This window comes from Shinella sp. JR1-6 (genome assembly GCF_004284735.1).
In the GTDB taxonomy this organism is placed as follows: Bacteria; Pseudomonadota; Alphaproteobacteria; order Rhizobiales; family Rhizobiaceae; genus Shinella.
Map to the genome: position 1 here is coordinate 117,155 of NZ_SHMI01000001.1, position 25,759 is coordinate 142,913.

Annotated in this window: 27 protein-coding genes and 1 riboswitch; of the genes, 6 read left to right on the forward strand and 21 right to left on the reverse strand. The window is 64.3% G+C overall.

Going from position 1 to position 25,759, the window contains the following annotated elements; all coding sequences use genetic code 11:
- Positions 1 to 90: 90 nt before the first annotated feature.
- Together treY and EXZ48_RS00530 are read right to left on the reverse strand one after the other, a co-directional pair.
- Complete coding sequence (gene treY / locus EXZ48_RS00525; protein ID WP_130513986.1) at positions 91 to 2,649, reverse strand: malto-oligosyltrehalose synthase; 2,559 nt, start codon at positions 2,647 to 2,649, stop codon at positions 91 to 93.
- Between the two features lie 140 nt (positions 2,650 to 2,789).
- Entirely contained in the window at positions 2,790 to 3,653 is an 864-nt protein-coding gene (locus tag EXZ48_RS00530; protein WP_130513987.1) for a LysR family transcriptional regulator, read from the reverse strand.
- A gap of 131 nt (positions 3,654 to 3,784) precedes the next feature.
- On the opposite strand from EXZ48_RS00530, the gene EXZ48_RS00535 reads away from it, so the two are divergent.
- Complete coding sequence (locus tag EXZ48_RS00535; protein WP_130513988.1) at positions 3,785 to 4,972, forward strand: cyanate transporter; 1,188 nt, start codon at positions 3,785 to 3,787, stop codon at positions 4,970 to 4,972.
- A 55-nt stretch (positions 4,973 to 5,027) separates the two neighbouring features.
- Here EXZ48_RS00535 and EXZ48_RS00540 read toward each other — a convergent pair whose 3' ends face one another.
- Positions 5,028 to 5,864: a bifunctional allantoicase/(S)-ureidoglycine aminohydrolase gene (locus tag EXZ48_RS00540; RefSeq protein ID WP_130513989.1), complete on the reverse strand. Its 837-nt coding sequence runs from the start codon at positions 5,862 to 5,864 to the stop codon at positions 5,028 to 5,030.
- Positions 5,865 to 5,960: 96 nt separating this feature from the next.
- Entirely contained in the window at positions 5,961 to 6,515 is a 555-nt protein-coding gene (locus EXZ48_RS00545) for an ankyrin repeat domain-containing protein (protein ID WP_130514216.1), read from the reverse strand.
- Between the two features lie 229 nt (positions 6,516 to 6,744).
- Here EXZ48_RS00545 and EXZ48_RS00550 point away from each other — a divergent pair, with 229 nt between their 5' ends.
- Complete coding sequence (locus tag EXZ48_RS00550; protein ID WP_130513990.1) at positions 6,745 to 7,671, forward strand: cation diffusion facilitator family transporter; 927 nt, start codon at positions 6,745 to 6,747, stop codon at positions 7,669 to 7,671.
- A 70-nt stretch (positions 7,672 to 7,741) separates the two neighbouring features.
- Here the strand turns inward: EXZ48_RS00550 and EXZ48_RS00555 are convergent, their stop codons facing one another.
- Positions 7,742 to 8,179, reverse strand: coding sequence for a pseudoazurin (locus EXZ48_RS00555; protein WP_088016417.1), 438 nt, complete (start codon positions 8,177 to 8,179; stop codon positions 7,742 to 7,744).
- A 187-nt stretch (positions 8,180 to 8,366) separates the two neighbouring features.
- The gene (locus tag EXZ48_RS00560; protein WP_130513991.1) at positions 8,367 to 9,062 is read right to left on the reverse strand and encodes a fumarylacetoacetate hydrolase family protein; all 696 of its coding nucleotides are present in this window, start codon (positions 9,060 to 9,062) and stop codon (positions 8,367 to 8,369) included.
- A gap of 176 nt (positions 9,063 to 9,238) precedes the next feature.
- Here EXZ48_RS00560 and hpaR point away from each other — a divergent pair, with 176 nt between their 5' ends.
- Positions 9,239 to 9,718 (forward strand): homoprotocatechuate degradation operon regulator HpaR, encoded by a 480-nt coding sequence (gene hpaR / locus EXZ48_RS00565; protein ID WP_023514698.1) that lies wholly within the window; start codon positions 9,239 to 9,241, stop codon positions 9,716 to 9,718.
- Between the two features lie 12 nt (positions 9,719 to 9,730).
- Here hpaR and hpaI read toward each other — a convergent pair whose 3' ends face one another.
- From hpaI to EXZ48_RS00605, 8 genes are all read right to left on the reverse strand, one after another.
- Complete coding sequence (gene hpaI / locus EXZ48_RS00570; RefSeq protein WP_130513992.1) at positions 9,731 to 10,537, reverse strand: 4-hydroxy-2-oxoheptanedioate aldolase; 807 nt, start codon at positions 10,535 to 10,537, stop codon at positions 9,731 to 9,733.
- A 9-nt stretch (positions 10,538 to 10,546) separates the two neighbouring features.
- Entirely contained in the window at positions 10,547 to 11,350 is an 804-nt protein-coding gene (gene hpaH / locus EXZ48_RS00575) for a 2-oxo-hept-4-ene-1,7-dioate hydratase (RefSeq protein ID WP_023514700.1), read from the reverse strand.
- Complete coding sequence (locus EXZ48_RS00580; RefSeq protein ID WP_130513993.1) at positions 11,347 to 12,222, reverse strand: fumarylacetoacetate hydrolase family protein; 876 nt, start codon at positions 12,220 to 12,222, stop codon at positions 11,347 to 11,349. The genes hpaH and EXZ48_RS00580 overlap by 4 nt, the downstream gene beginning before the upstream one ends.
- A gap of 35 nt (positions 12,223 to 12,257) precedes the next feature.
- The gene (hpaD, locus tag EXZ48_RS00585; RefSeq protein WP_023514702.1) at positions 12,258 to 13,238 is read right to left on the reverse strand and encodes a 3,4-dihydroxyphenylacetate 2,3-dioxygenase; all 981 of its coding nucleotides are present in this window, start codon (positions 13,236 to 13,238) and stop codon (positions 12,258 to 12,260) included.
- A 60-nt stretch (positions 13,239 to 13,298) separates the two neighbouring features.
- Positions 13,299 to 14,816 (reverse strand): 5-carboxymethyl-2-hydroxymuconate semialdehyde dehydrogenase, encoded by a 1,518-nt coding sequence (hpaE, locus tag EXZ48_RS00590; RefSeq protein ID WP_130513994.1) that lies wholly within the window; start codon positions 14,814 to 14,816, stop codon positions 13,299 to 13,301.
- 22 nt (positions 14,817 to 14,838) lie between these two features.
- Positions 14,839 to 15,225: a 5-carboxymethyl-2-hydroxymuconate Delta-isomerase gene (locus EXZ48_RS00595; RefSeq protein ID WP_023514704.1), complete on the reverse strand. Its 387-nt coding sequence runs from the start codon at positions 15,223 to 15,225 to the stop codon at positions 14,839 to 14,841.
- A 74-nt stretch (positions 15,226 to 15,299) separates the two neighbouring features.
- Complete coding sequence (locus EXZ48_RS00600) at positions 15,300 to 15,812, reverse strand: flavin reductase (protein ID WP_023514705.1); 513 nt, start codon at positions 15,810 to 15,812, stop codon at positions 15,300 to 15,302.
- 10 nt (positions 15,813 to 15,822) lie between these two features.
- Positions 15,823 to 17,382, reverse strand: coding sequence for a 4-hydroxyphenylacetate 3-hydroxylase N-terminal domain-containing protein (locus EXZ48_RS00605; RefSeq protein WP_130513995.1), 1,560 nt, complete (start codon positions 17,380 to 17,382; stop codon positions 15,823 to 15,825).
- A gap of 95 nt (positions 17,383 to 17,477) precedes the next feature.
- On the opposite strand from EXZ48_RS00605, the gene EXZ48_RS00610 reads away from it, so the two are divergent.
- Positions 17,478 to 18,359 (forward strand): helix-turn-helix domain-containing protein, encoded by an 882-nt coding sequence (locus EXZ48_RS00610; protein WP_130513996.1) that lies wholly within the window; start codon positions 17,478 to 17,480, stop codon positions 18,357 to 18,359.
- A gap of 114 nt (positions 18,360 to 18,473) precedes the next feature.
- Entirely contained in the window at positions 18,474 to 18,995 is a 522-nt protein-coding gene (gene tsaA / locus EXZ48_RS00615; RefSeq protein ID WP_130513997.1) for a tRNA (N6-threonylcarbamoyladenosine(37)-N6)-methyltransferase TrmO, read from the forward strand.
- Positions 18,996 to 19,050: 55 nt separating this feature from the next.
- Here tsaA and EXZ48_RS00620 read toward each other — a convergent pair whose 3' ends face one another.
- Complete coding sequence (locus EXZ48_RS00620) at positions 19,051 to 19,260, reverse strand: molybdopterin-binding protein (RefSeq protein WP_024271318.1); 210 nt, start codon at positions 19,258 to 19,260, stop codon at positions 19,051 to 19,053.
- A 164-nt stretch (positions 19,261 to 19,424) separates the two neighbouring features.
- Here EXZ48_RS00620 and EXZ48_RS00625 point away from each other — a divergent pair, with 164 nt between their 5' ends.
- The gene (locus EXZ48_RS00625) at positions 19,425 to 20,270 is read left to right on the forward strand and encodes an amidohydrolase (RefSeq protein WP_130513998.1); all 846 of its coding nucleotides are present in this window, start codon (positions 19,425 to 19,427) and stop codon (positions 20,268 to 20,270) included.
- A 2-nt stretch (positions 20,271 to 20,272) separates the two neighbouring features.
- Here EXZ48_RS00625 and EXZ48_RS00630 read toward each other — a convergent pair whose 3' ends face one another.
- From EXZ48_RS00630 to EXZ48_RS00655, 6 genes are all read right to left on the reverse strand, one after another.
- A complete protein-coding gene (locus tag EXZ48_RS00630; protein WP_130513999.1) occupies positions 20,273 to 20,908 on the reverse strand; it encodes a thiamine phosphate synthase in 636 nt (211 codons plus the stop codon).
- A complete protein-coding gene (locus EXZ48_RS00635; protein ID WP_023512877.1) occupies positions 20,905 to 21,678 on the reverse strand; it encodes a thiazole synthase in 774 nt (257 codons plus the stop codon). Before EXZ48_RS00635 ends, EXZ48_RS00630 begins: the two co-directional genes overlap by 4 nt.
- Position 21,679: 1 nt before the next feature.
- Positions 21,680 to 21,877: a sulfur carrier protein ThiS gene (thiS, locus tag EXZ48_RS00640; RefSeq protein ID WP_023512878.1), complete on the reverse strand. Its 198-nt coding sequence runs from the start codon at positions 21,875 to 21,877 to the stop codon at positions 21,680 to 21,682.
- On the reverse strand, positions 21,874 to 22,854 hold the full coding sequence (gene thiO / locus EXZ48_RS00645) for a glycine oxidase ThiO (RefSeq protein WP_207900344.1): 981 nt from the start codon (positions 22,852 to 22,854) through the stop codon (positions 21,874 to 21,876). The genes thiS and thiO overlap by 4 nt, the downstream gene beginning before the upstream one ends.
- Before the next feature lie 2 nt (positions 22,855 to 22,856).
- Positions 22,857 to 24,680, reverse strand: coding sequence for a phosphomethylpyrimidine synthase ThiC (thiC, locus tag EXZ48_RS00650; protein WP_130514001.1), 1,824 nt, complete (start codon positions 24,678 to 24,680; stop codon positions 22,857 to 22,859).
- A gap of 93 nt (positions 24,681 to 24,773) precedes the next feature.
- Positions 24,774 to 24,890, reverse strand: a riboswitch (TPP riboswitch).
- A 134-nt stretch (positions 24,891 to 25,024) separates the two neighbouring features.
- Positions 25,025 to 25,741 (reverse strand): Bax inhibitor-1/YccA family protein, encoded by a 717-nt coding sequence (locus tag EXZ48_RS00655; protein ID WP_023514834.1) that lies wholly within the window; start codon positions 25,739 to 25,741, stop codon positions 25,025 to 25,027.
- Between the last annotated feature and the right edge of the window lie 18 nt (positions 25,742 to 25,759).

The following is a 25,759-nucleotide window of genomic DNA, read 5'->3' on the forward strand; positions in this document are numbered from 1 at the left end:
AAAACAAAGAATCCTAGGGTCCCTCATATCAGTATAAAGCTGACGGACTCCAAGCCTCTGTTCGCCCCTGGCCGCCTTGGCGAGAGTGCTTTAGGCGCTGACGAAGAGAGCGACAGGCTCCCCAGCAAGGGCTTCGGTGAGCGGCATTTCGCCACCCAGAACCAATTTTCGGCCATCGAGTACGGATTGCACGGTGCGCCCGTAGAAGCGGTCGGGAATGGTGATGGAAATGCCGCGCATCGCGTCCTCCGTCAGGTGCAGGCTGCCGGGATGCGTCTTGCCGAAAGTGTGGCGCGGCGCCACGGTAATGGCAAACGCCTGTGGGGCGCCACGCAGGAAGGCGAGAGCTTGCGCGCCGCCATCCGAAAGGTCGAGTGGAAGGTAAGGGCCGGCGAACGGACCTTCGGGATGTTTCATTCGTGTGGCGAGCACGGTTGCCACCAGCCATTGCTTGTAGGAGGCGAAGGCAGTCCTTGTCGCGGGCCGCTTTTCCGACAGGATGCCGGATGGCAGCATGAACACGCGGTGCCCAGCCTTCCGCAAGGAAAAGTCGCCGCGCTCGCTGCCCTGCCTTATATCCGGAACGCCCGGCATGGTCAGTTTGATCAGCGTCTGTGCAAGGGCGTTCATCAGCCCGGCATCGATAAAGGGCGGCAGTGTCGCGTCTAGATCGCGCAGGAAAGCGTCATTGCCGAACAGGCCTTCGATGAGACCGGCAAGCGCCCGCGCAGGATGGGTGCCCGGCAGCCGGCCTTGCGGGCTGACATGCCTCTGGCTTTGCACGAAAACCTTTAGATCGGCGGCAAGGGACCGGATGGCCGCGCTGTCCTCAAGCCCCGCGACCGGCCAGATGGCTGCGATTGCATTGTAAAGCAGCCGTTCCGTATCCGGCTCCGGTGCGGTCCCGCCGGCCGGGTCGCGGATCACGGCGGCGCCGAGGGCAGACCAGCGCCCCGTCGCTGTGTGCCAGAGGTCCGGCGCCTCTGCGAGGGCGTGGAGCCGGGCTCTGGTGTCTCCGCCACAGGCAGCGCCGAACGGGGCGACAGCGGACAGGCCGTGCGGCATGGCTTCTGCGCGGGCCCGCATGGATGCGTGAAACGCCGCGGGGCCGTCCGGCAATCCGTCGCGCGCAGTGCTGCCGGTGTCCGTTGAGAGAAGCGCGTCGTCAGGCACTCTTGCCGCAACGCAGCCGCTCAATTGTTGGAAACGCGCGCGAAACTCGGTGCAGCCTGCAAGAGTAACCGCGATCCGGTCGTCGGCCAGCAGTTCCCAGATGAAGTCGATTGCCTCGCGGACCTCCGGTCGGTTTCCCTCCTGGGCCTGCTGTCGGGCCGTTGCGATGATCTCGCGGTCGCGTTCGCTGATATGCGTGGCGGTTGCGTATGTCCGTGCGACGGGCAGGGCGATGATCAAGGCGCGGATCGCCTCGGCAAGCGAGCTGCGGGAGAGGTCGGCATGGGATCGGTCGGCGAGAGCCTTTGCAAGGAGGGTCAGCTGTGCCGTCTCGCTCTCCAGGTCCCTCGTGAGGATCTGCCGCTTGCAGGCCTCCCGGACCGTTTCCGCTCGCAGGCCATCGTTGCCGGGGCCGGATGCCTCGCCGGGACGGCAGGCCATCATGCCGGTGAGTGCGGTGATGATTTCGCCGCCGGTCGTGCCGTGAACCGGCCATTCCGCCGCCAGCCGCTCGCTGCCTGCAAGGCGCTTGTCGACGATCAGATAGGCCGAACCGACGGCGGCGCGCAGCCGTTCCAGATAGGCACGCGGATCGCTGAACCCGTCGATGTGAAGGATCGCCAGCCCGTCCACCGTGCCTTCGCGCACGAGGTCGATGATCAGCCGGTGGCTGTCGTCAAAGACCCTGGTGTCGTCGAGGCGCAGTCCGACAAGGTCTGCGGATCGGGACAGTCGTCGGTAGCCGGCCTGTCGGCGCGCCGTCTTTCGTTCCACCAGCCGCCAGGGCTGTGCCTCGTGGATGGCCGTGATTCGCCCCGGATCGTGCGAGATTTCGGCAAGTATGCGCGCCACGACCTCCTTCTCGTCGATGACGGCACGCGTGCTGGCAGCGGCACCCTCGAAGGCTGCTGTCGGGGCGGCGATCAGCAGGAGGTCGTCGCCGCGTGCTGCGAGAGCTTGCGGGCCTGTCTCGGGATGCAGGGGATAGAAGTCGCCGCGGTAGCACAGCGACAGGACGCCTCGCTCCGGATCCAGCGCGAGGCGGATCCTGCCGCTCGCGGCTTCCGCCGCGAAATCCCTGTCGAGTATGGGCAGGGTCAGTTTTTCCGACCAGTCGATATCGAAATGCCCGGAAAACGGACTTTCCTTTCCCCAGGTGAGGACGCTGTGCCACCAGGGGTTTTCAAGGCTTGCGGCCACGTGGTTCGGTGCGATGTCGAGGATGAGGCCTAGGCCTTTCGCCTTCAGATCGCCGGCAAGCTGGCGAAGGCCATCGAGGCCGCCGAGGGCAGGATCGACAGCATTGGGATCGATGACATCGCGGCCATGGGGCGATCCCTTCACCACCGTCATCACCGGCGAAGCGTGCAGATGACTGATGCCCAGATGCTGGAGATAGGGCACCAACTGACGTGCCCTCGCGAAGTCCATGCCGTTTCGGAACTGCAGGCGGTAGGTGGAGGAAGGGCGGGTCATGGGGTCCTGAAATGTGCGTTTTCTCGCCCAGAAAACGCAGATACCCCCGAATTGTTCCAACGCAATTTTCAGAGTGTGCCGGATGCCCGATCCGTTCTCCGCAGCAGATAAAAAACAGGCCGGGCAGCGAGCGCTTTCTGCTAGGCGATGGAGTTCCTTTCACGGGCAAAATGCCGCTTGAGGATGTCGAGAACCTCGCTTGCGAGTTCACCGACGATGCCGTTCCGCTCCCAGGAATAAAGTGAGGCGACGACCGGTGGCTCAGGCGGGAAATCGGCAAAGCGTTTTACCCGCCAACCCTTTGCCGCATCGACGGGCAGCAGCGAGAGGCCGAGGCCGGCCTCGATAGCCATCAGCACGTTGCGCAGGCTGGCAGAGGTGAAGGCGACATACCAGCGCTGCCGCTCTCGCTCCAGCCTGTCGAACATGGCATCGCGATAAAGCCCGCCGGGCGGGAAGGTGACGAGCGGCACGGGATCGGGCAAGTCCGCTGGTGCGTCCAGCGCGGCGAACCAGGCGATCGGCTCTTCGAAACTTGCCCAGCTGTCGGCGCTCGGCGTGTCCTCCTTGAGCACGACGATATCGAGTTCACCGGAACGATAGCGCCGCGTGAGGTCCGCACGCAGCCCCGTGGTGACGTCGAGACGCGCCTCCTTGTGGCGCTTGGCGAAGGCCGCGAAGGCGTGGGCCATTTCGGGCGTTGCGATGTCGTCGGGCATGCCGATACGCACCGAAGTGGTGCCGGAGGTCTCGGCGACCAGTGCCAGCACCTCGGTCTGCAGCGTGAGGATGCGCCGGGCGTGGCCGAGCAGGCGCTCGCCGGTCACCGTCAGGCGCACGGGTCGCGCGGCGCGATCAACCAGCTCCCGGCCGATCGCCTCCTCGAGACGGGCGATCTGCTGGCTCATCGTCGATTGAGTCATGTGCAGACGGTCGGCCGCGGCAGTGAAGCTGCCGGCATCGGCAATTGCCACGAAAGCCCGGAGCAGGCGCGGATCGAGCACGGGGTCTCCATCGAAAATCGGAATGGCAGCTATCTAAACATCTAATTTGCGCATGATTCAAGCCAGTGATAGCGATAGGCGAGGGTTGATGCCTGTGCCTCGGCCTGTCTTTTCAGCACGAAAGTCGAACCATGACGGATACGCGCTCCGGCCGCGATTGGGCAATGCTTGCACTGGTGGTCCTGATCGGCCTCAATCTCAGGCCCTTCCTGGCGGCTCCGGCCCCGATCCTTGCGGAGATCGGTGCGGATACCGGCCTCGGTCTTGGCGGCATCGCCATGCTGACGCTCCTCCCCATGCTTCTGATGGGCCTCGGCGCCTTTGTCGCACCGGGTCTTCTGGTGCGGCTGGGTGCCCGGCGTGGCTTGCTGATTGCGCTGACCGTGCTTTTCGCTGGCTCGGCGCTGCGCCTCGTTGCAGGGGATGGCCCGTCGCTGATCGTGACGGCGGCGCTCTGTGGCGTCGGCGTCGCTTTCATCCAGGCTGCCTTTCCCGGCATCATCAAGGCACGCTTTCCGACGAGCGTGCCTGTCGTGACAGGGCTCTATTCGGCGATGATCATGGCTGGCGGCGCTTTCGGGGCGCGGATGATGCCGGTGCTCGTGCATGCCGGCTATAGCTGGCGGGCGGCGCTTGCCTGGCTGGCGTTGCCGGTTGCCGTCGCGCTCGCCGCATCCTGGCGCATCCTGTCCGACGTGAAAGCGAGCCGGCCCGATGGGACGCTGACGCGTCGGCTCCTGTGCCGGCCGCGGACCTGGGTGCTGATGGGCGCCTTCGGGCTGATCAATGCCGGCTATTCCTCGCTGATCGCCTGGCTTGCACCCTATTACCAGGCACAGGGCTGGACGAGCGCCGACAGCAGCAATCTCGTCGCGGTCATGGCGGTCTGCCAGGCCGTCGCGGCGCTTGGCCTTCCCATCCTGGCGCGCCGCAATGTCGACCGTCGCCGCTGGCTTTGGCTGACGATCTTTTTCCAGGCTGTCGGCTTCTTCGGCCTTGCCTGTCTTCCCGGCATGGCGCCGGCCGTGTGGGCCGGGCTGTGTGGCACGGGCCTTGGTGGCAGCTTCGCGCTTGCCATCGTCACGGCGCTCGACCACCTGCCGCGGCCCGAACAGGCCGGTGCGCTTGCCGCGCTGATGCAGGGCGGGGGCTTTCTCATCGCCGCACTCGGCCCCTATGCGATGGCGTTGCTGCATGACTGGACGGGTGGCTTTGCGGCGGGCTGGGTGCTGCATCTCGGCTGCGTGCTTGCAACGGCACTGCTCTATCTGCGCTTCGATCCTCGGCACTATTCGGCGGCGATGCCATTCATGCCGTGAACGAAAAAACCCGCGCCGGATGCAGCGCGGGTTTTCTCGTCGCGGGGCGTCGGACCTAACGGCGGCTGCCGAACGGGCGCAGGTTCATGTGGCGGTTGACGTCCTTGTAGAGCAGGTAGCGGAATGGCTCGGGGCCGCCGGCATAGCAGGCCTGCGGGCAGAAGGCGCGCAGCCACATGAAGTCACCGGCTTCCACTTCCACCCAGTCCTGGTTGAGGCGGTAGACGGCCTTGCCCTGCAGCACATAGAGGCCGTGCTCCATGACATGGGTTTCCGCAAAAGGAATGACGGCGCCGGGCATCAGCGTGACGATCGTCACATGCATGTCGTGGCGCAGGTCGTTCGGATCGACGAAGCGCGTTGTCGCCCATCCCCCGTTTGTGCCGGGCATCGCGTTCGGGGTGATGTCCCTTTCGTTGAGGATCAGCGGCTCGGGATGAGCAAGGCCATCGACGGCCTCATAGGCCTTGCGGATCCAGTGGACGCGGGCATGGGCGCCCGAGCGGTTGTGCAGCGACCATTTCAGGGCTGGCGGCAGGAAGGCGTAACCGCCTTGTTGCAGCGTGTGTTTGCCGGTCGGCAGCGTCAGTTCCACCTCGCCATCGACGACGAAGAGCACGCCCTCGGCCTCGGGATCCTGTTCCGGTCGGTCGCTGCCGCCACCCGGCGCCACTTCCATGACATATTGTGAAAAGGTCTCGGCAAAGCCGGAAAGCGGGCGAGCGATGACCCAGCAGCGCGTGTCGTTCCAGAAGGGCAGGAAGCTGGTGACGATGTCCTGCATCACCCCCTTGGGGATCACAGCATAGGCCTCGGTGAAGACGGCGCGGCCGGTCAGGAGGTCGCTCTGCGGGGGGTGGCCGCCGAGGGAGGAGTAATAGCTTCGTTGCATCGTCTCAGGCCCTTTGGTTGAGTGTTTCCGGTGGTCTCAGCGGGCGTTGGCCGCCCCTTATTTCTTCGCGCCGGCCTTTTCCAGCAGCGCGGCGATCTAGTCATAGCCGCGGCCGCGGGCGTGCTGCAGCGGGCTGACGCCGTCATTGTCGGCAAGCTCGATCTTGGCGCCGGCGGCGATCAGCAATGCGACGATCTTGACGTGGCGTGGGCCGCCATCGCCGAGGATGATTGCTTCCAGGAGTGCCGTCCAGCCGAGGCGGTTGACGTGGTCGACGTCGGTGCCGGCCTTGATCAGCGCCTCGACGGTCTCGACATGGCCGCGTTCGGCAGCCGGAATGATGGCGGTGCCGCCATAGCGGTTGATGCTCTTGAGATCAGCGCCGTGGGCGAGCGTCAGCTTGAGAATTTCGAGATGGCCGCGTGCCCCGGCATAGAGATAGGGGCTGTCGCTGATGTCGTCCTTGGCGTTGACGTCGGCGCCGGCCTCGATCAGCGCGCGTGCGGCGTTCACCTTGTTGCCATGCGTGGCGACGAGCAGTGCCGTCGCACCGCTGGTGTCGCGCGCGTCGATGTCCGCACCCTTGGCGAGCAGCGTCTTGATGGCGGCGACGTTGTCTGCCGCGGCGGCCTTGTGCAGTTGCGTATCCATGGTGTTTTCAGCGGCAAGAAGGGGAGGGCAGAGGGCGGCAAGGAAGAGCCAGGCCGACAGCAGGGCAAGTTTCAGCATGCGCGTTCCCGTTGGTTCATGGCGGCAAACTAGCAGGGGCCGGGGGCATTAGAAAATTAAATGTGTAAATCCGGATCATGCAGAAGATGGAATTTGTCCGAGGTGCCGGCTATAAGCCGAAGGCACCCTCGAACAACGGAAAGGACCGGCCATGAAGACGGAACAGGGGCTTCTGCGCATTTCCATCCTGGTCACCATCCTCCTGGCCGGCGTCGGCATCCTTTTCGGCATTCTCTCAGGCTCCTTCGCCATCATTTTCGATGGTGTCTATGCGTTGACGGATGCTGTCATGACGGTGATTGCCCTGCTCGTCTCGAACCTGATCGCTGCCTCGGCGGCCGGTGGGGCCGGCAAGGGCCGGCTGGTCAAGCATTTCACCATGGGCTTCTGGCACCTCGAACCCATGGTGCTCGGCCTCAACGGCATCCTGCTGACGGGCGCGGCGATCTACGCACTGATCAATGCCGTCAGCAGCCTTCTGGACGGTGGCCGGCCGCTCGACTTCGACCAGGCGATCCTCTATGCCGTCGTCACGCTTGCCGTCACCACCGCGATGGCGATCATGGCCAGTCGGGCCAACCGCACGATCCAGTCCGATTTCGTCGCCCTCGACGCCAAGGCCTGGATGATGTCGGCGGGACTGACCGGCGCTCTGCTCATCGCCTTCGTCTTCGGTTTTCTCATCCAGGGCTCGGCCTATGAGTGGCTATCGCCCTATATCGACCCCTTGGCACTGGCGCTCGTCTGCCTCGTCATTATTCCCATTCCGGCCGGCACGATCCGCCAGGCACTGGCCGATATCCTGCTGGTGACCCCGTCCGACCTGAAGAGCCACGTCGATACGGTCGCGAAGACCATCGTCGAGCGGTATGGCTTTCTCTCCCATCGGGCCTATGTCGCAAGGGTCGGTCGCGGCCGGCAGATCGAGCTCTTTTTCATCGCTCCGGAGGATTTTCCGGCCAAGAAGCTGCAGGAATGGGATGATATCCGCAATGAGGTCGGCGCGGCGATCGGCGACGAGGGGCCGGATCGCTGGTTGACCATCGCCTTCACCACCGATCCGGAATGGGCCGATTGACGGGTGAAAAGAAAACCCGGTGCGGATCGCTCCGCCCCGGGTTCCGCCCCCCGCCCCGAAGGGAGAGCCGTTACAGGCCGGCTGCCGCGATGGCGGCGTCCATGCGCTCGCGGGCCTTTTTCGGCAGCTTGCCCGTCTTGACCGCATCGAGATTGGCCGGCGCGTCGCCGACGACCACCACGCCCACCATGCCCATGCCGACATGCGGCGTGCATTTGACGCCATAGGCGCCGGCCTTGTCGAAAGTGACCTTGAAGTTCTCGTTGATCTTGCTCTTGAAGGCTTCGGCACCCTCGGGAATCATGCCCTTGATCGTCTCGACATTGTGGCCCTTGTCGGTGGGGATGAAGGTGATGGTATCGCCGGGTGCGACCTTCACGAAGGCGGGCTCGAACACCATGGCGCCCTCGGCGCCCTTGTTCAGCATATGCACTTCGAAATCTGCCGCTGCTGCCGGAAGCGCAAGCGCCAGAATGACTGCTGCCGCGCCGACGATGCTCTTTGCCATGGTACGCACTGGAATTCTCCTTGCTGACGAACGTCTTTCGTTCATGAGCAAGGAAGTAGACCCGCCGGAGGTCTCGCTCTTTGACTTTAATCAAACAACGCGGCGATGGTGCGTGGCGTCCTGTCGCAGGCCCAGAGGGCTCCCTGAACCAGGGAGCCGCGCCATCCTCCGGCTTGCGGTCCGTTGATCAGGCGACGGTGAAGCGCACCTCGTCCAACCCGTCGATATGCGCGATCATCGTGTCGCCCTTTGCCACTGCGCCGACGCCGGCCGGCGTGCCCGCGAAGATCAGGTCGCCGGGCTTCAAGGTGAAGAGGCGCGAGAGATAGGCGATCATCTCCGGCACTTTCCAGATCATCTGATTGAGGTTGCCGTCCTGGCGGATCGTGCCGCTGATCGTAAGCCGGATTGTGCCTTCCCCGGGATGGCCGATCTCGGCGGCCGTGTGAACCGGGCCGCACGGCGCGGATTGCTCGAAGGCCTTTGCGATTTCCCAGGGCCGGCCGTGTTTCTTGGCCTCCGCTTGCAGGTCGCGGCGCGTCATGTCGAGGCCGACCGCATAGCCGTAGACGCAGTCGAGAGCTTGCTCGACGGGAATGTCCGTGCCGCCGCTCTGGAGGGCGACGACCAGCTCGACCTCGTGGTGGACATCGCGGCTGGCAGCAGGATAGGGGAAGGGGTTGCCGGGCAACACCACGCTGTCGGGGTTCTTCTGGAAGAAGAAGGGCGGCTCCTTGTCGGGGTCATGACCCATCTCGATCGCATGGTCCGCGAAATTGCGCCCGACACAATAGATGCGATGGATGGGAAAGAGCGCGGTGCTGCCCCGGATCGGCAGGGTCGGAACCGGCGATGGCGGGAAGATATAGTTTGTCTCTGGCATGGATGTTTCAGGCGTCATGGGCTGTTGCACTTTCGCTGGGCTGGCTTCACCGGCGACGCTAGCATGCCGGACAGCTGCAATCGATCCGTTGATCTTGTTCTATACTGTTCCCCGCGCATTGCGCAGGCCGGAAAAATCGCGGATAGAGGCAGGAAGACGAACGGTGCCCTCTCGACATGACCAATCCCGACGAAACGAAGGATTCCCTGCCGCGTGAGCGGCGGCGGTCGCTCGCCATCGGCCTCCTGAAGGCCCGCGAAGCGGTGATGAGCCATTTCCGGCCGATCCTTGCCGATCACGACGTGACCGAGCAGCAGTGGCGGGTCATCCGGGTGCTCTCGCAGGCCGGCACGCTCGATGCGACGGAAGTGGCCGAGAAGGCCTTCATCCTGGCGCCGAGCCTGACGCGCATGCTGCGCTCGCTTGAGGAGCGCGGTCTGATCACCCGACACAAGGACAAGGAAGACGGCCGCCGCGTTCTGCTGCGGCTCGCGCCGGCCGGCCAGGCGGTCATCGACGAGGTCATGCCGGATTCCCGCCGTGTCTATGCGGATATCGATGCCCGTTTCGGTGCCGAGCGTGTCGAAGCGCTGCTCGACATGCTGGAGGAGCTCGCCGCCCTCAAGCTCGACGGCAAGGCAGGCGGCGAAGAATAGCGTTTTATCGGCTCAGTAGACCTTGGCGCCGGCCGGAGCTTTTGCCGGCTCGGCAGCTCTGAAATCGGCAAGGAGCTTGGTCGTGGCATTGGCGAGCAGCGTCACGTCGTTGCCGATGGCGACGAAGGTGGCGCCGAGCTCCAGATAGCGCTTGGCGAGCCCGAGGTCGCCGATCAGGATGCCGGCTGCCTTGCCGTGCCCCTGGATCTTCTTCAGTGCCTTTTCCACCTCCGCCTGCACTTCGGGCGCACCCGGCTTGCCGAGGAAACCCATGTCGGCGGCAAGGTCGGCCGGGCCGATGAAGACGCCGTCAACCCCCTCGGTTCCGGCGATGTCATCGAGCGCCTCCAGCCCGGCGCGGCTTTCGACCTGCAGCAGCAGGCAGATCTCTGCGTTTGCCGTCTGCAGATAGTCCGTTGTGCGGTTGAAGGCGGAGGCTATGGCGAGTGCCGCACCGACGCCCCGTACGCCATGCGGCGGGTAGCGCACGGCCTTCACCATCGTCTTTGCCATCGCTTTGCTGTCGACCATCGGGATCAGCAGCGTTTGCGCGCCGATGTCGAGCAGTTGCTTGACGATCCAGGTCTCGCCGATCGCTGGACGGATGACGGCGTGGCTTGGGGTCCCCTTCATCGCCTGGAGCTGCGAGACGAGCAGGGGCACGTCGTTCGGCGCGTGTTCGGCATCGAGCAGCAGCCAGTCGTAGCCGGCTTCGGCGCAGATTTCGACCGTGTAGGGATTGGCGAGCGCCTGCCAGAGGCCGATCTGCGCCCGGCCTTCCTGGAGCGCCTGTTTGAAGCGGTTTTTCGGGGCGGGCATCGAAAACTCCTATGCGAAGAACAGGCTGACGGTGCCGTAGGGGCCGAAATCGCCTGATATCGTATCGCCGTGGCGGGCTTCCACCGGGCGGATGAACGAGCCGGCGAGCACGATCTGCCCGGCCTCGATGCCGTCACCATATTGCGCCAGCCGGTTGGCGAGCCAGGCGACGCCGCGGGCGGGCTGGTTGAGCACGCCGGCGCCGAGGCCGGTTTCCTCCACTTCCGCATTGCGGCTGACGATGGCGCCCATCCAGCGCATGTCGATCTGATCAGGACGCACGGCGCGCCCGCCCGTGACGATGCCGGCATTGGCGGCATTGTCGGAGATCGTGTCGAAGATGGTGCGCGCCTTCTTCGTCTCGGGATCGACGCGCAGGATGCGTGTATCGAGGATTTCCAGCGCCGGGGTTACATAGTCCGTGGCGTTCAGCACGTCGAAGACGGTGACGCCCGGTCCCTTCAGCGGCGCCTTCATGACGAAGGCAATCTCCGCCTCGACGCGCGGCTGGATGAAGCGGCCGGCCGGCACGGTCGCGCCGTCCTCGAAGACCATGTCGTCGAACAGCACGCCGGAATCGGGAATGTCGATGTTCAGCGCATATTGCATGGCCTTGGAGGTGAGGCCGATCTTCCAGCCGACGACCCGGCGGCCGTCGGCGATCTTCTTCTTCACCCAGGCGCCCTGGACCGCATAGGCATCGCCCATGGTGATCGCGGGGTGCTTCAGCGAGAGAAGGCCGGTCTGGATGCGGGTGCGCTCGGCCTCGTCGAGGCTTGCCGCGGCGGCGTGGATCTCCTCGGGCGTCATCATGGGGTGGCCTCGTCGGCGATAGTGTTGCGGAGCGTGCCGATACCCTCTGCCTCCACTTCGACCACATCGCCCGGCTTCAGCCAGATCGGCGGATCGAAGCGTGCACCGGCGCCGGTCGGGGTGCCTGTCACGATGACGTCACCCGGCACCAGCGTGGTGAAGGTGGAGATATAGGCGATGATCTTGCGGAAGGAAAAGATCATGCGGCTGGTGCGGTCGCTCTGGCGCACCTCGCCGTTGACGCGTGTTTCGAGCTTGATGTCGGCGAGCTGGCGTTCGTTCGCATAGGGTACGAGCCAGGGGCCGATCGAGCCGGTTCGGTCGAAGTTCTTGCCCTGGGTGACGTTGAACTTGGCATGGCGCACCCAGTCGCGGATCGTGCCCTCGTTGCAGAGCGAGAGTGCCGCGATGTGGTCCAGTGCGTCTGCCTCGGTGATCCGTCGTCCGCCCTTGCCGATGACGATGACGATCTCGCCCTCATAGTCTAGCTGCGGGCTTTCCGGCGGACGGATCAGCGGCCGGTCGTGGCTGGTGAAAGAGCGCGGGAAGCGGATGAACAGCGACGGATTTGCCGGCGCAGCCTGGCCGTCCTTGTACTCCTCGTTGCGATCAGGAAAATTCACGCCGACGCAGATGATCTTCTCCGGCGCTGGGATCGGGATCTCGTAGGTGATCGCATCCAGCGCATGATCCGGCTTTTGCCCGGCGGCCGCGGTTAGCAGTTCACCGAAGGCACCGGCTTCCACCACCTCCTTCAGGGTCGGGAAACGGTCGGCAAACCGGGCGGAAAGGTCGATCACGCCGTCCGCGACGATCAGGCCGTAGCCCTTGCGTGGGCCGATGCTGAAGCTGGCAAATTTCGGGTGGTTCATCCTGTCTTCCTTCATCTCTGCGGCCGGTTTGCGCCTCACGGTGCAATGATGGGCTGGGCCTTGAGCTGCGGTTCCATGACCTCTGTGCCGGCGAAGAGGCTGCCGTGTTCGAACCAGGATTTCGGTGCCGGAGCGCCCCAGAGGGTCTGGCGCTGCGGGTCCTTCAGATCCCACTTGATCGGTTCGAGATCGGGGTCGACGGTCTGGTAGTCCGAGCAGTAGATCTCGATGCGGTGCCCGTCGGGGTCGAGGATGTACAGGAAGAAGGCATTGGAAATGCCATGGCGGCCGGGGCCGCGCTCGATGTTGGAAACCCAGCCGGTCGTCGCCATCAGGTCGAGCAGGTCGATGATGTTGAGCGGCGTCGGCACCCAGAAGGCGGTGTGGTGCAGGCGGGGTCCGCGGCCGTTGGTGAAGGCGATGTCGTGCACGCCGCCCTTGCGATGGGTCCAGGCGGCCCAGAGCTTCCCGGTCTCTTCGTCTTCCGTATATTCCGTCACGCGGAAGCCGAGTTCGTTGTAGAAGGCGACGGAGGCGTCGACATCGGGCGAGAAGCAGTTGAAGTGGTCGATGCGCAGCGGCTTGACGCCGCGATAGAGCGCATATTTCTGGTGGATCGGCGGCAGGCGGTCCATCTTGGTGTAGAATTCCAGGGGGATGCCGTGCGGATCGCGCGTGCGGAAGGTGCGGCCCTGGTAAGGGCGCTCGACCCATTCCACCGGCAGGCCCTTGCCCTTGAAGAAGTGCACCGCCTTTTCGAGGTCCTCCTCGTCGAAGACCTTGAAGCCGAGGTCGCGGGCTTCCGATTTTCCGGATTTCTTCAGCACGATGCAATGGTGGCCGCGCTCTTCCATGGCGCGCAGATAGATCGTGTCTGCGGTCTCGTCCGTCACCTGTAGGCCGAGCGTATCGACATAGAAGGCGCGGGACTTTGCAAGGTCGGTAACGCCGAACTCGACATGGCTGAGGCGCACGATGTTGAAGGGCGGGTAGAGGTTTGGCTGGGGTACGGGCATGGGTTCCTCCTCAAGCCCGCCTCGACGGGCGAGAGCGGGTGCAATCTGGTTTTCCGGCGATCAGCCGGCGAGCTTCGGGATGGCGTGGGCGCCGGTGGCAAAGGCGATGTTCTTCGTCTCCATATAGAAGTCGAAGGACCAGTCGCCGCCATCGCGGCCGATGCCGGAATTCTTGACGCCGCCAAAAGGCGTCGGCAGGTGGCGCACATTCTCCGAATTTACCCAGATCATGCCGGCATCGAGATGATCGGTGAAGCGGAACGCGCGCGTGACATCCGATGTCCAGAGATAGCCGGTGAGGCCGTACTGGACGTCGTTGGCGAGGGTGAGCGCCTCGGCTTCGTCCTTGAAGGGAATGGCGGTCAGCACCGGCCCGAAAATCTCCTCCTGGGCGATGCGCATACCGTTGTTCGCGCCGGTGAAGAGCGTCGGCGCGACATAGCAGCCGCCACCCGGTCCGTCGAATTTTTCTCCGCCAGCGGCGGCCGTCGCGCCCTCGGACCGGCCGATCGCGATGTATTCGAGAACCTTCTTCTCGTGCACGGGATGGATGAGCGGGCCGACGACGGTTTCCGGATCGAGCGGATGGCCGACCTTGATGCGTTTCGCCTTCTCCGCAACAAGGGCGGTGAAGCGCTCGTAGATGCTCTCCTCCACCAGCAGGCGGGAGGAGGAGGTGCAGCGCTCGCCATTCAGCGAATAGATCATGAAGACGACGGCGTCCGCTGCGCGTTCGAGATCCGCATCGGCGAAGACGATGACCGGGTTCTTGCCGCCAAGCTCGAAATGCACGCGCTTCAGCGTGTCGGCGCCCTGTTTCATGATCATCGATCCGGTGCGACTTTCGCCGACGAAGCCGATGGCCTTGATCAGGGGATGTTCGGTCAGCGCCTTGCCGGCATCTTCGCCAAAGCCGTTGACGAGGTTCCACACCCCCTTTGGCAGGCCCGCATCCTCGGCTATCTCCACCAGCAGGCGCGCCGTCAGCGGCGAGAATTCGGCCGGCTTGTGCACGATGGTGCAGCCGGCAGCGAGCGCCGGGGCGATCTTCCAGGTGGACAGCATGAAGGGCGTGTTCCACGGTGTGATAATGCCGACGGGGCCGATCGGCACGCGGGTCGTCATGTTGACCTGGCCCTCAGTGCGCAGCGTCTTGCCGTCGCGGGCCTCAGGAGCGCGGTCGGCGAAGAAGCGGAAGTTCTCTGCGCCGCGTAGCGCGGCCTTGGCCATGAAGCGCAGCGACTGCCCGGTGTCCATGCATTCGACGAAGGCGATTTCCTCCGCCCGTGCCACGATGGCATCGGCAATCTTGTGCAGCAGCTTTTTGCGCGTTCCGCCCGACATGGCGGCCCAGTCTGCGAAGGCGGCCCTGGCGGCCTTTGCCGCACGGTCGATGTCCGCGGCGGTGCCCTTTGCCACCACCGCGAGCGGCGCCAGATCGACGGGGGAGATGGTCTCGAAGGTCGCGCCGCCTTCGGCCGGCAGATCCTCGCCGGCGATGCGGTTCAGGACGCCCTTATCCTTGAAGCGGGCGAGATAGGCCGCCGCCTTCGCCATGTTTTCCTGGTATTTCGACATGAGATCTTCCTGGGAATGTCCGTTATTTGGCGCGCAGGCGCGGATGGATGGCGTTCTTCTTCCAGCTCAGTTCCGCATCAATCTCGCGGATTTCCAGCGAAAGCGCGAAGTGCGGCGTCTCGAGGAGCGGGGCGAGGAGCCTGCTTGCGGTGGCAAACAGCGCTTCGCCCGTGCGCTTCTTTTCTTCCGCGCTGCGGCCCTTGCCTATGCGCAGGTTGAGGTCGACGAAGGCGTTTTCTGGCAGAAGGTCGGCAATGGCATAGTGCTCGGCCCTGAACGCCCGCACGCGCACCGCGCCGATCTCGAAAAGCCCGGTTTCCAGCACTGTCTGGAGCAGCGCCGCGCAGAGGGCGTCAGGATCCGCGCGGCCTTCCAGATTGGCCGAATACTCCACTGTCAGATGCGGCATGGTTCCTCCCGCGTACGGCAATTTTATTTAACATGTTAAATAGAGAGTCGCTTGTCAAGAGGCTACCGCCGCCTTTAGCCGCCGAAGCTGCCGGTCTGGGTCGGCACATGCACGTAGTTGCGGTCGAAATAGAGCAGTGCATGCCCGTCGCGCCGGCTACGGATGTCCACGACCTCGCCGATCAGGATGTTGTGTGTGCCCACCAGCCGGGCCTCCGTCAGCCGGCAGTCGAAGGAAACGATCGCGTCGGTGAGTGCCTGGTTACCGGAGGGGAGATCGGTCCAGGCCGCATCGGCATAGCGCGCCTCCATATCGGCCTCGCGCCCGGCGAAGGAGGCGGCGAGTGTTTTGTGCTCCTGCGTCAGCACGTTGACGCAGAAGCGGCGGTTCTCGATGAAGAGGCCGCTTTGTGCCGAGCGGCTGTTCATGCAGACGAGCAGCGTTGGCGGTTCGTCGGTCACCGAGCACATGGCGGTGGCGGTGAAGCCGCCGCGCCCGGCGCCCCCCTTGGTGGTGATCACGTTGACCGGGGCGCAGACCCGGGCCATCGCATTGCGGAACTCGGTTCTGGAAATGCCGGTGTCCATGGCGCGCTCCTCATTCGGCCGCGTCGCGGACGGCATCGCTGCCAAGCGGCGGCAGCCAGGTGTCGCCGGTCCAGCCACTTTCGTCGTAGTCGGCCATGCACTGGTCGACCAGCGCCTCCATCTCCTTCAGCCGCCCGCCGCGCTCGGCGCCCTTCAGCACCTGCAGGCGCACTTCTTCCGGCGCGCCGGCATAGTTCAGCTCGTAGAGCGCGTGGCGGCCGCCGAATTCCGTGCCGGTCGCATCCCACAACAGCTTCATGATCTTGATGCGCTCGACATGGCCCATGTCGTTCGAGCCGCGCACATATTGCGCGAGATAGCGGTCGATCTCCGGGTTCGAGAAGTCTTTTGCCGAGGAGGGCAGGTAGATGAGGCCGGAGGCCACCGTGCGGCGAACGATGTCGATGACCTTCGGATAGGCCTCCGACATGAAGGTGCGGTAGCAGAGCGCCGCCTCGAGGTTCGGCAGCACCGCGCCGTTCGCCCAGGGAATCGGGTTGTAGGCCATGGCGTTGGAGAAGGACCAGAACTGGTGGCGGATGGCGATCACCTCGCCAAGCATCGCCTGGTTGCCGCGGAACGCATCGCCGCCGGTGGCGCGCAGGGCCTTCGCGAGCAGGCCGGCGAGAAAGTCCATCTTCACCGCAAGCCGCGTGCAACCCTGGAAGCAATAGCCGTGCATGAAGCCCGAGGCCGGGTGGAAGGACAGGATCTTGGCCGCGTCGCGCAGCACCAGCACGTCCTCCCAGGGCACGAAGACATTGTCGAGCACCAGGATCGCATCGTTCTCGTCGAAACGCGAGGAGAGCGGGTAGTCGAAGGGGTGGGCCGCGGTTGCCGCTGTCTGTTCGTAGGAGGTGCGGCAGAACATCTTCACGCCGGGCGCATTCATCGGCAGGATGAACATGACCGACAGCGACGGGTCCTCGGTGACGGTCGCCGAACTCTGGGCGAGGAAATTGTAGTGGGTCAGCGCCGAGGAGGTGGCGACGACCTTGGCGCCCGAGACGTAGATGCCGGCATCCGTTTCCTTCGTGATGTGCACGAAGACGTCCTTCACTGCATCGGCCGGTTTGTGGCGGTCGATCGGCGGGTTGACGATGGCGTGGTTCATGAAGAGCACGCTTTCCTGCGCTCGGCTGTGCCAGGAAAGTGCATTGTCCTTGAACGGACCGTACCAGTCGGCATTGGCGCCGAGCGTGTTCATCAGTGCCGCCTTGTAGTCGGCCGTGCGACCCATCCAGCCGTAGGACATGCGCGCCCAGTCGGCGATGGCGCCCTGCTGGGCGACGAGATCGGCTGAAGAATGGGCGACGCGGAAATATTTGTGCGTATAGCCGCCGGAACCGGTGTCGGTCGGCGATGTCAGGCGCTCTTTGCGTGCCGGATCGTGCAGCGCATCGTACATGCGGGCGATGGAGCGGGCTGAGTTGCGCATGGCCGGGTGTCTGGTGACATCGGCGATGCGCTCGCCATTGATATAGACCTCGCGCCCGTCGCGCAGGCTTGCGAGATATTCGGCGCCGGTGAACGGCCGGGTCTTGTCGCTGCGATGGTCTTCCGCGCGCATGGTGATCTCCTCCTTGAAAATCCTGACAAACGCTAAGTCGGGAGCGTCTGGAGTGCCATGGACAAACACGGTAATTCGCTGGTACTTTTTCCGGCATGATCGCTCGCAAAGATGTTCCCGCCTTCTTCGTTTATGGTGAACCGAGCCGTGTGCTCGACGTCGGGTTCCTGCATGTCGAGACGGTTATGGAGCGGAAAAGCCTGCATTTCGGTCGGGTCGCGCCGCACAAACATCCGCTGATGGGGCAGGTCACTTACTGGTTCAAGGGCGAGGGCCGCTACAGGATCGAGGATCGGACTTGGAGTTTTTCTGCTCCGGCGATCAGCTTTGTGCCGAGCAACGTCGTGCACGGCTTCGATGTCGACGACCGGTCGGATGCCATCGTCGTCTCCATCTCGGACGACCAGCTGAGGGCGATGGCGCCGCAGGTGGATCTGGCGCTCGATGCGCCGGTGCTGCTTTCCGGCGCGGTGGATGCCCCCGGCTGGATGCGGATCGATACGCTGCTCGCCATGGTGATGGAGGAATATCGCGGCGGCGCGGGAGCGAGCGAACGGGTGCTCGCCGGGCTGATCGCGGTCGTCCTCTCGCTGATGGCGCGACTTGGCGGCCCGGGCGGCTTTGCGGCGGCCTCGCCTGCGGTTGCACTGGGGCTGGAGCTGCGCCGTGCCATCGACCGGCACTACCGGGAGGATTGGCCGGTCGGGCACTATGTCGAACGGCTGGCGACGACGCCGCACCTACTCGACAAGGCGGCGCGTACGGTCTTTGGCCAGACGGTGAAGGATATGGTGCTGGAGCGGCGCTTGCTGGAGGCCAAGCGTCTGCTGCGTTTCACCATTCGCCCGGTGGAGGACATTGGCCGGGAGATCGGCTTCGAGGACCCCGCCTATTTCTCGCGTTTTTTCCGCAAGCGGGCCGGGCTTTCCCCGACAGACTGGCGTTTGCGCAATGCCGAGGCGTCCGGTGCCGGCTGAGGCTGCTTGTGTCCGGTGTCAATCTGTCGCCGTCTTTGAGCCTGCTGGCCTCTTTCCCTCGCGGCGCCAGCCGGCTATCGTCGTATCCTTATAAATATAGCGATGGAGCGTTGCATGGTCCGGCTGAATGAAATCCGCGAGAATGAAGTGGCCATCACTCTGCCGGAGACAGCGGATGCGCAGATTGTTTTCATCGGCCGGATTTCGACGCCCTGGACCTCGCGCATGGAAACGCCGCGTCAGGGGCGCCCAGATGGTCCGGTCTGCACCATCGAGGTCTTCGAGCCCTGGGTGCAGGCACTGAAGGGGGCAGAGCGTTTTGAACGGCTGGAGGTGCTCTACTGGCTTCACCAGTCGCGCCGCGACCTCGTGTTGCAGAGCCCCGCTTCGAACGGCGAAGTGCACGGCACCTTCTCGCTGCGCTCGCCTGTCCGGCCCAATCCGATCGGCACGTCGATCGTCGTGCTGGAGAAGATCGAAGGCAGCCGGCTCTTCGTGCGCGGCCTCGACTGCCTCGATGGCACGCCGCTGATCGACCTGAAGCCGGATCGCAGCCTGTTCAAACCGATTGCGCCGCCCCAGAAGGGCGATTTCGCGACCGAGCCCGTATCTATGTGCACGAAGATCGGCGATTAACGGAATTCTCATAAGGCGCGATTTGGTTTTGCGCCCGGAACCATGCCGAAACACACTAGTCGTCGATCGCCACCATCACGTCCGATGCCTTGATCAGCGCATAGGCCTCATGGCCGGCAGCGAGGCCGAGTTCGTTCACCGCATCATTGGTGATGGCGGCGGTGATGATCGAGCCGCCGACATCGATGCGGACATGAGCCGTTGTCGCGCCGAGGACGACTTCGACGATCTTGCCCTTGAGGCGGTTGCGCGCGCTGACCTTCATGCGGTTCCTCCTGTTGCTGGAAGGGAGGTAGGAGAACCGGGCCGGATTGGTAGTCCTCGCGGTGCTTTTTTGCTGGATGGAATGGGCTGCTATAGGCGTATAAATTCGTATTTGAATAGAGAATTCTTCTATGGCAGTGTTCGCCCTGCTTGGAGGAGGCCGGCATGATCGTCGATACGCACCTGCATCTCATCTACCGGGACCGGCTGTCCTATCCCTGGCTTGCCGGCGCGCCGTCGCTCGATGCCGATTTCACGCAGGAGATTTATGCGCGGGAGGCGTGCCGCCTCGGCATCGTCGCGGCGCTGCATATGGAAGTGGACGTCGCGGAGGGTGATATCGCGCACGAGACGGCCATGGTTGAAGGGCTTGCGGGGGAGGCGGGCAGCCTTCTCGTCGGTGCCATCGCCGCTTGCCGGCCGGAATCGCCGGATTTCCCGACCTATCTCGAGACGGTCCTTGCCAATCCCTTCGTTCGCGGTTTCCGTCGCGTGCTGCATGTCGTGCCGGATGATATCTCCGAAGGCACTCTCTTCCGCGAAAACATAGGACGGCTGGCGGGCACCGGCCTCAGTTTCGACCTTTGCGTTCTGCCGCACCAGATCGAGAAGGCGATTGCGCTCGCCGACCTTGCCCCCGATGTTTCCTTCGTGCTCGACCATTGCGGCGTACCCGACATCAAGAGTGGCGGCTTCGATACCTGGAAGGGGCCGGTCGCGGAGATCGCGCGCCGGCCGAATGTCACGGTAAAGCTGTCCGGCATCCCCGCCTATGGTGGGGAAGACTGGACCCTGGAGGACCTGAAACCCTATTTCGCCCATGTGGCGGAAAGCTTCGGCTTCCAGCGCATTGTTTGGGGCAGTGACTGGCCGGTCTGCACGCTCGGCGGTGGGCTTTCCACCTGGATCGGCGCGACGCAGGCGCTGCTGTCCGGCGTCAGTCTGGAAGACAAGTGCCGCGTGCTCTCGGAAAATGCCCGGCGGCTCTGGAAAATTGCGCCGGGAGCCTGACGTCAGGCGGTACCGCCCTTCTGCAAGCTCCGTTCACGCCAGCGCGCCGTGCGCGCGATCCATTCGCGTGTGCGCGCCTCCGGATCTGCGCTCAGCGTGATGTCGGTCACCACCGCGGCGCTGTCGGCGCCGTTTTTGAAGACGGCTTCCAGGCGATCCGGGTTGAGGCCGCCGATCGCGACGAGGGGAACGGGCGCGATGCGCGCCTTCCAGTCGCTGAGCCGCTCGACACCCTGCGGCGCCCATTTCATCTTCTTGAGGATCGTCGGCCAGACCGGGCCGAGCGCGATGTAGTCAGGCCTTGCCGCGAGGGCGATGTCGAGCTCTGCTTCGTCATGGGTGGAAAGGCCGAGCTTCATGCCGGCCGCACGAATGGCGCTGGCATCGGCGCTCGCCAGATCCTCCTGACCGAGATGCACGTAGTCGCAGCCCTCCTCGATGGCGATCTGCCAATAATCGTTGACGATGAGCTGGCAACCATGCTTCGCGCAGGTGGCTTTCGCCCGTCGGATTTCGTCGCGCAGCTGATGGTCCGGGGTGTTCTTCATGCGCAGCTGCACGAGTTTCACGCCGATGGGCACCAGCCGGTCGATCCAGTCGGCACTGTCGACGATGAGGTAGAAGGGATCGAGCGTCATGAGAAGACCGCCTTTCCGATGACGGGGGTGGAGGGGACGGCCATGTCGCGCGGCTCCAGCGGTACGGCGGCGTGGGCAAGGCGGCCGGCATCGATGGCGAGTGCGAAGGCTTCGGCCATCGCAGCCGGATCGCCGGCGCCGGCGACGGCGGTGTTGAGCAGCACGGCGTCATAGCCGAATTCCATGACGCCGGCGGCGTGCGAGGGGCGGCCGATGCCGGCATCGACAATCAGTGGCACATCAGGGAAATGCGCCCGGAAAGTGCGCAGCGCCATCGGGTTGACCGGCCCCATGGCCGAGCCAATCGGCGCGCACCAGGGCATCAGCACGCGGCAGCCGGCCTCGATCAGCTTTTCTGCGACGACGAGGTCGTCCGTCGTATAGGGGAAGACTTGAAAACCTTCGCCCGTCAGGATGCGTGCGGCTTCCACGAGGCCGAAGACATCGGGCTGCAGCGTGTCGTGATGGCCGATTACTTCGAGCTTGATCCAGTCCGTGCGGAAGACCTCGCGCGCCATCTTCGCCGTCAGCACGGCCTCCTGCACGCTGTGGCAGCCGGCGGTGTTGGGCAGGACATGCACACCGAGCGCATGGATCAGCTCGAAGAATGCGCCGCCCGCCTTGCCGCCGGCAGTTTCCCGCCGCAGCGACACGGTAACGATCTCCGCTTTCGCGCGCCGCACGGCCTCGGCGAGGATTGCGGGGGAGGGATAGCGCGCGGTTCCGAGCAGCAGGCGGGATTGAACCTCGATGTCGTAGAGTTTCAGCATGTCAGCCTCCCTGCATGGGCGAGAGGATTTCGATGCGGTCGCGTGTGCCGAGCGTGAAGCCGGCGCGATCCTCGCGGTGCACCAGCTCGCCGTTGACGGCCGTCGCCAGCCACTCGCCCTCGTAATCGAGGGCGGAGAGAAGATCGGCGAGCGTGGTTGCCGCGATCTCCTGTTCCTCGCCGTTGATGATGAGGGTCATGATGCCCTCCTTTCCGATGGGGCCTGTTCTGCAAGAAGTCGCCGCGCGACCTCCGCCGCCATTGCGGGAGCCAGCAGGAAGCCGTGTCGATAAAGGCCGTTCACATGGAGCGTGCCGTCATGTTCGCTCACGCGTGGCAGGTTGTCGGGAAAGGCCGGGCGGATGCCTGCGCCGGTATCCGTAAGCCGTGCCTCACCGAAAGCCGGGTGCAGCGTGTAGGCGGCGTTCAGCAGTTCCATGAGCGAGCGGGCGGTGATGCCGCCGTCGTCGGCGCTCTCGATCATGGTCGCGCCCACCATGAAGCGGTTCCTTCCGCGTGGCACGATGTAGATCGGGTGGCGCGGATGCAACAGCCGGACGGGGCGGGAGAGGTTGATTTCCGGGGTTTCCACATAGAGCATTTCGCCGCGCACGCCCCGAAGGTCCGGCAGCTGGCCGATCCGGGCTGCGCCGGTGCAGTCGATCACGCGGTCGTAGCGAGCGGCATCCGGGCCGGCGCCGAACAGGAAGCGCATCCGCGCCTCCTCGAGCCCGGCGGTGAGCGCCGAAAGCGCCCGCTGCGGGTCGAGATGGGCTTCCTGCCGGAAGAACAGGGCCTTGGGGAAGCGGCCGGCGAGATCCGGTTCCAGCTCGGCAATGGCCGCGCCGTCGAGCCATTCCCAGCCGCTCGTGCGGCGGGCGAAGCGCTCGAGCTCCGCGGCATCGCGGCCGGCGGCAACGACCAGCGTTCCCCGGCGCTTGACATGACCGGGCACGGCCGCTTCCCACCAGTCTGCGGCCGAGCGGCCGAGCGCCAGAACGGGCTCTTCCGCGCTTTCCCGCTCGCACCAGGGGGCCAGCATGCCGCCGGCGAAGCCGGAGGCACCGAGGCCGACCTTTTCGGCGCGTTCGGTGATGGTGACGTCGAAGCCGTGGCGATAGAGCTGCCAGGCGACGGTGAGGCCGGCAACGCCGGCCCCTTTGACGAGGACGCGCATGGTCATTCTCCGGCGGGGGCTTCAGCAAGCGGCATGTAGAGGTCGCCGCCGTCGCGATATTTCGCGGCCATGGCCTCCAGCCCCTCCTTCTGCGCCTCGGCACGGATATCGTGCGAGATGCGCATGGAGCAGAATTTCGGGCCGCACATGGAGCAGAAATGCGCCACCTTGTGTGCCTCCTTCGGCAGCGTCTCGTCGTGGAAGGCGCGGGCGGTTTCCGGGTCGAGCGAAAGGTTGAACTGGTCCTCCCAACGGAACTCGAAACGGGCGCGCGACAGCGCGTCGTCGCGGATCTTCGCCGCCGGATGGCCCTTGGCGAGATCGGCGGCGTGGGCGGCGATCTTGTAGGTGATGACGCCGACCTTCACGTCGTCGCGGTCCGGTAGGCCGAGATGTTCCTTCGGCGTGACGTAGCAGAGCATGGCGGTGCCGAACCAGCCGATCATTGCCGCACCGATGCCCGAGGTGATGTGGTCGTAGCCGGGGGCGATGTCGGTCGTCAGCGGCCCGAGCGTGTAGAAGGGCGCCTCGCCACAGACCTTCAACTGCTTGTCCATGTTCTCCTTGATCTTGTGCATCGGCACATGGCCGGGGCCTTCGATCATGACCTGGCAGTCCTTTGCCCAGGCGATCTGCGTCAGCTCGCCGAGCGTTTCGAGTTCGGCGAACTGCGCGGCGTCGTTGGCGTCAGCGATCGAGCCGGGGCGCAGGCCGTCACCGAGCGAGAAGGAGACGTCATAGGCGCGGCAGATGTCGCAGATTTCCTCGAAATGTTCGTAGAGGAAGCTTTCCCGGTGGTGATGAAGACACCACTTGGCCATGATCGAGCCGCCACGCGAGACGATGCCGGTGACGCGGTTGACGGTGAGCGGAATATAGGCGAGCCGCACGCCGGCATGGATGGTGAAATAATCGACGCCCTGTTCGGCCTGCTCGATCAGCGTATCGCGGAAAACCTCCCAGGTGAGGTCCTCGGCAATGCCGTTGACCTTTTCCAGCGCCTGGTAGAGCGGCACGGTGCCGATCGGGACCGGTGAATTGCGGATGATCCATTCGCGGATGTTGTGGATGTTTCGGCCGGTGGAGAGGTCCATGACCGTATCGCCGCCCCAGCGGATCGCCCAGACCATCTTCTCGACCTCTTCCGCCATGGAGGAGGTGACGGCGGAATTGCCGATATTGGCGTTGATCTTCACCAGGAAATTCCGGCCGATGATCATCGGCTCGGCTTCCGGGTGGTTGATGTTGGCGGGAATGATCGCCCGGCCGCTTGCGACTTCCTTGCGGACGAATTCCGGCGTGACGAAGTCGGGGATGTGGGCGCCGAAACTCTCGCCGTCGCGGATGAGCGCCTCTTTCGCGGCCTTGCGGCCGAGGTTTTCGCGGATGGCGATGAATTCCATTTCCGGCGTGATGATGCCTGCGCGGGCATAGGCGAGCTGTGTCACCGCCTTGCCGTTTGTCGCCCGGCGAGGCCGGTTGCGCACGGGAAACTCGGGTGTCAGCCGCTCCCCGGTGGCAAAGCCGTTGTCCTCCGGACGGATGTGGCGGCCGTCATAGTCCTCGGTATCCCCGCGTGCGGCGACCCAGGCCTCGCGAAGCCGCGGCAGGCCGCTTTCGATCGAGACGACATGGGTGGGGTCGGTATAGGGGCCGGAGGCGTCGTAGACGATGACTGGCGGTTCGCCGGAGGTCGGGTGCAGGGCGATCTCGCGCATCGGCACGCGGATCTGCGGGTGCTGCTCGCCGGCGATGTGGATCTTTCGCGAGGCGGGCAGGGCGCCTGTCGTGACGGTGGGAGTGAGCTTCTGGGCGGCAATATTCATTCGTGAGGCTCCAAGTTTGCGATTGGAGACCCAGTCCTAGAGCCGGAATGATGGAAGGACGCGTAGGCGGAATCCGGGTTGCGGATTTCGGGTTCTACAGCGCTTGCACCGTCCCTACGCCAGTATGAACTGGATCAGGTTCAACGGGTCACTGCGCTGCGAATGCCAGCAGTATCTCAGCCCCTTGTCGGGACCCCCCTGGTGAATGCTCTAAGCAAAGACGCTGCCGGCTGATTTGTCAACCGGGTAAAATTCGTAAGAAATTACTTACGTATATTGCGGTGCGAGAAGCAAAAAACGGCGGGGTTTTGCCCCGCCGTTTCCTCTTGAATCATTTGCGAAAACTATTCGCGCTCGCCAGTGAAATTCAGAAGAAGCTGGAAGATGTTGACGAAGTTCAGGTACAGCGAAAGCGCCCCGAACACGGCCATCTTCTGCTGCGATTCCTGGTCGATGTTTTCAGCATACTGCTGCTTGATGTTCTGCGTGTCCCAGGCGGTGAGGCCGACGAAGACGACGATGCCGATCACGGAAATTGCGAACTGCAGCGCGCTCGAACCGAGGAAGATGTTGACGACCGAGGCGATCACGACGCCGATAAGGCCCATGATCAGGAACGAGCCGAACTTCGCGAGGTCACGCTTCGTCACGTAGCCATAGAGGCTCGTCGCGCCGAACATCGAGGCGGCGATGAAGAAGGTGCGGGCGATGCTCGTGCCGGTGAAGACGAGGAACACCGAGGCGAGCGACAGGCCCATGACGGCGCAGAAAGCCCAGAAGGTCATCTGCGCGGTGCTGGCCGACATCGTCTGGATCTTGAATGAGAAAAAGAAGACGAAGGCGAGCGGCGCCAGCATCACCACCCACTTCAGCGGGGAGGAGAAGATCGGCACGTAGAGGGCCGGCGTCGAGCCGACGATGAAGGCGATGAGGCCGGTGATCACAAGGCCGGCGCCCATATAGTTGTAGACGCGCAGCATGTGCTGGCGCAGGCCCTCGTCGAAGAGGGCGGCCGACTGCGCCTGCGCGCCGTAGCCAAATCGCTGTTGTACGGGATCCATCGAATAACTCCTTCGGTT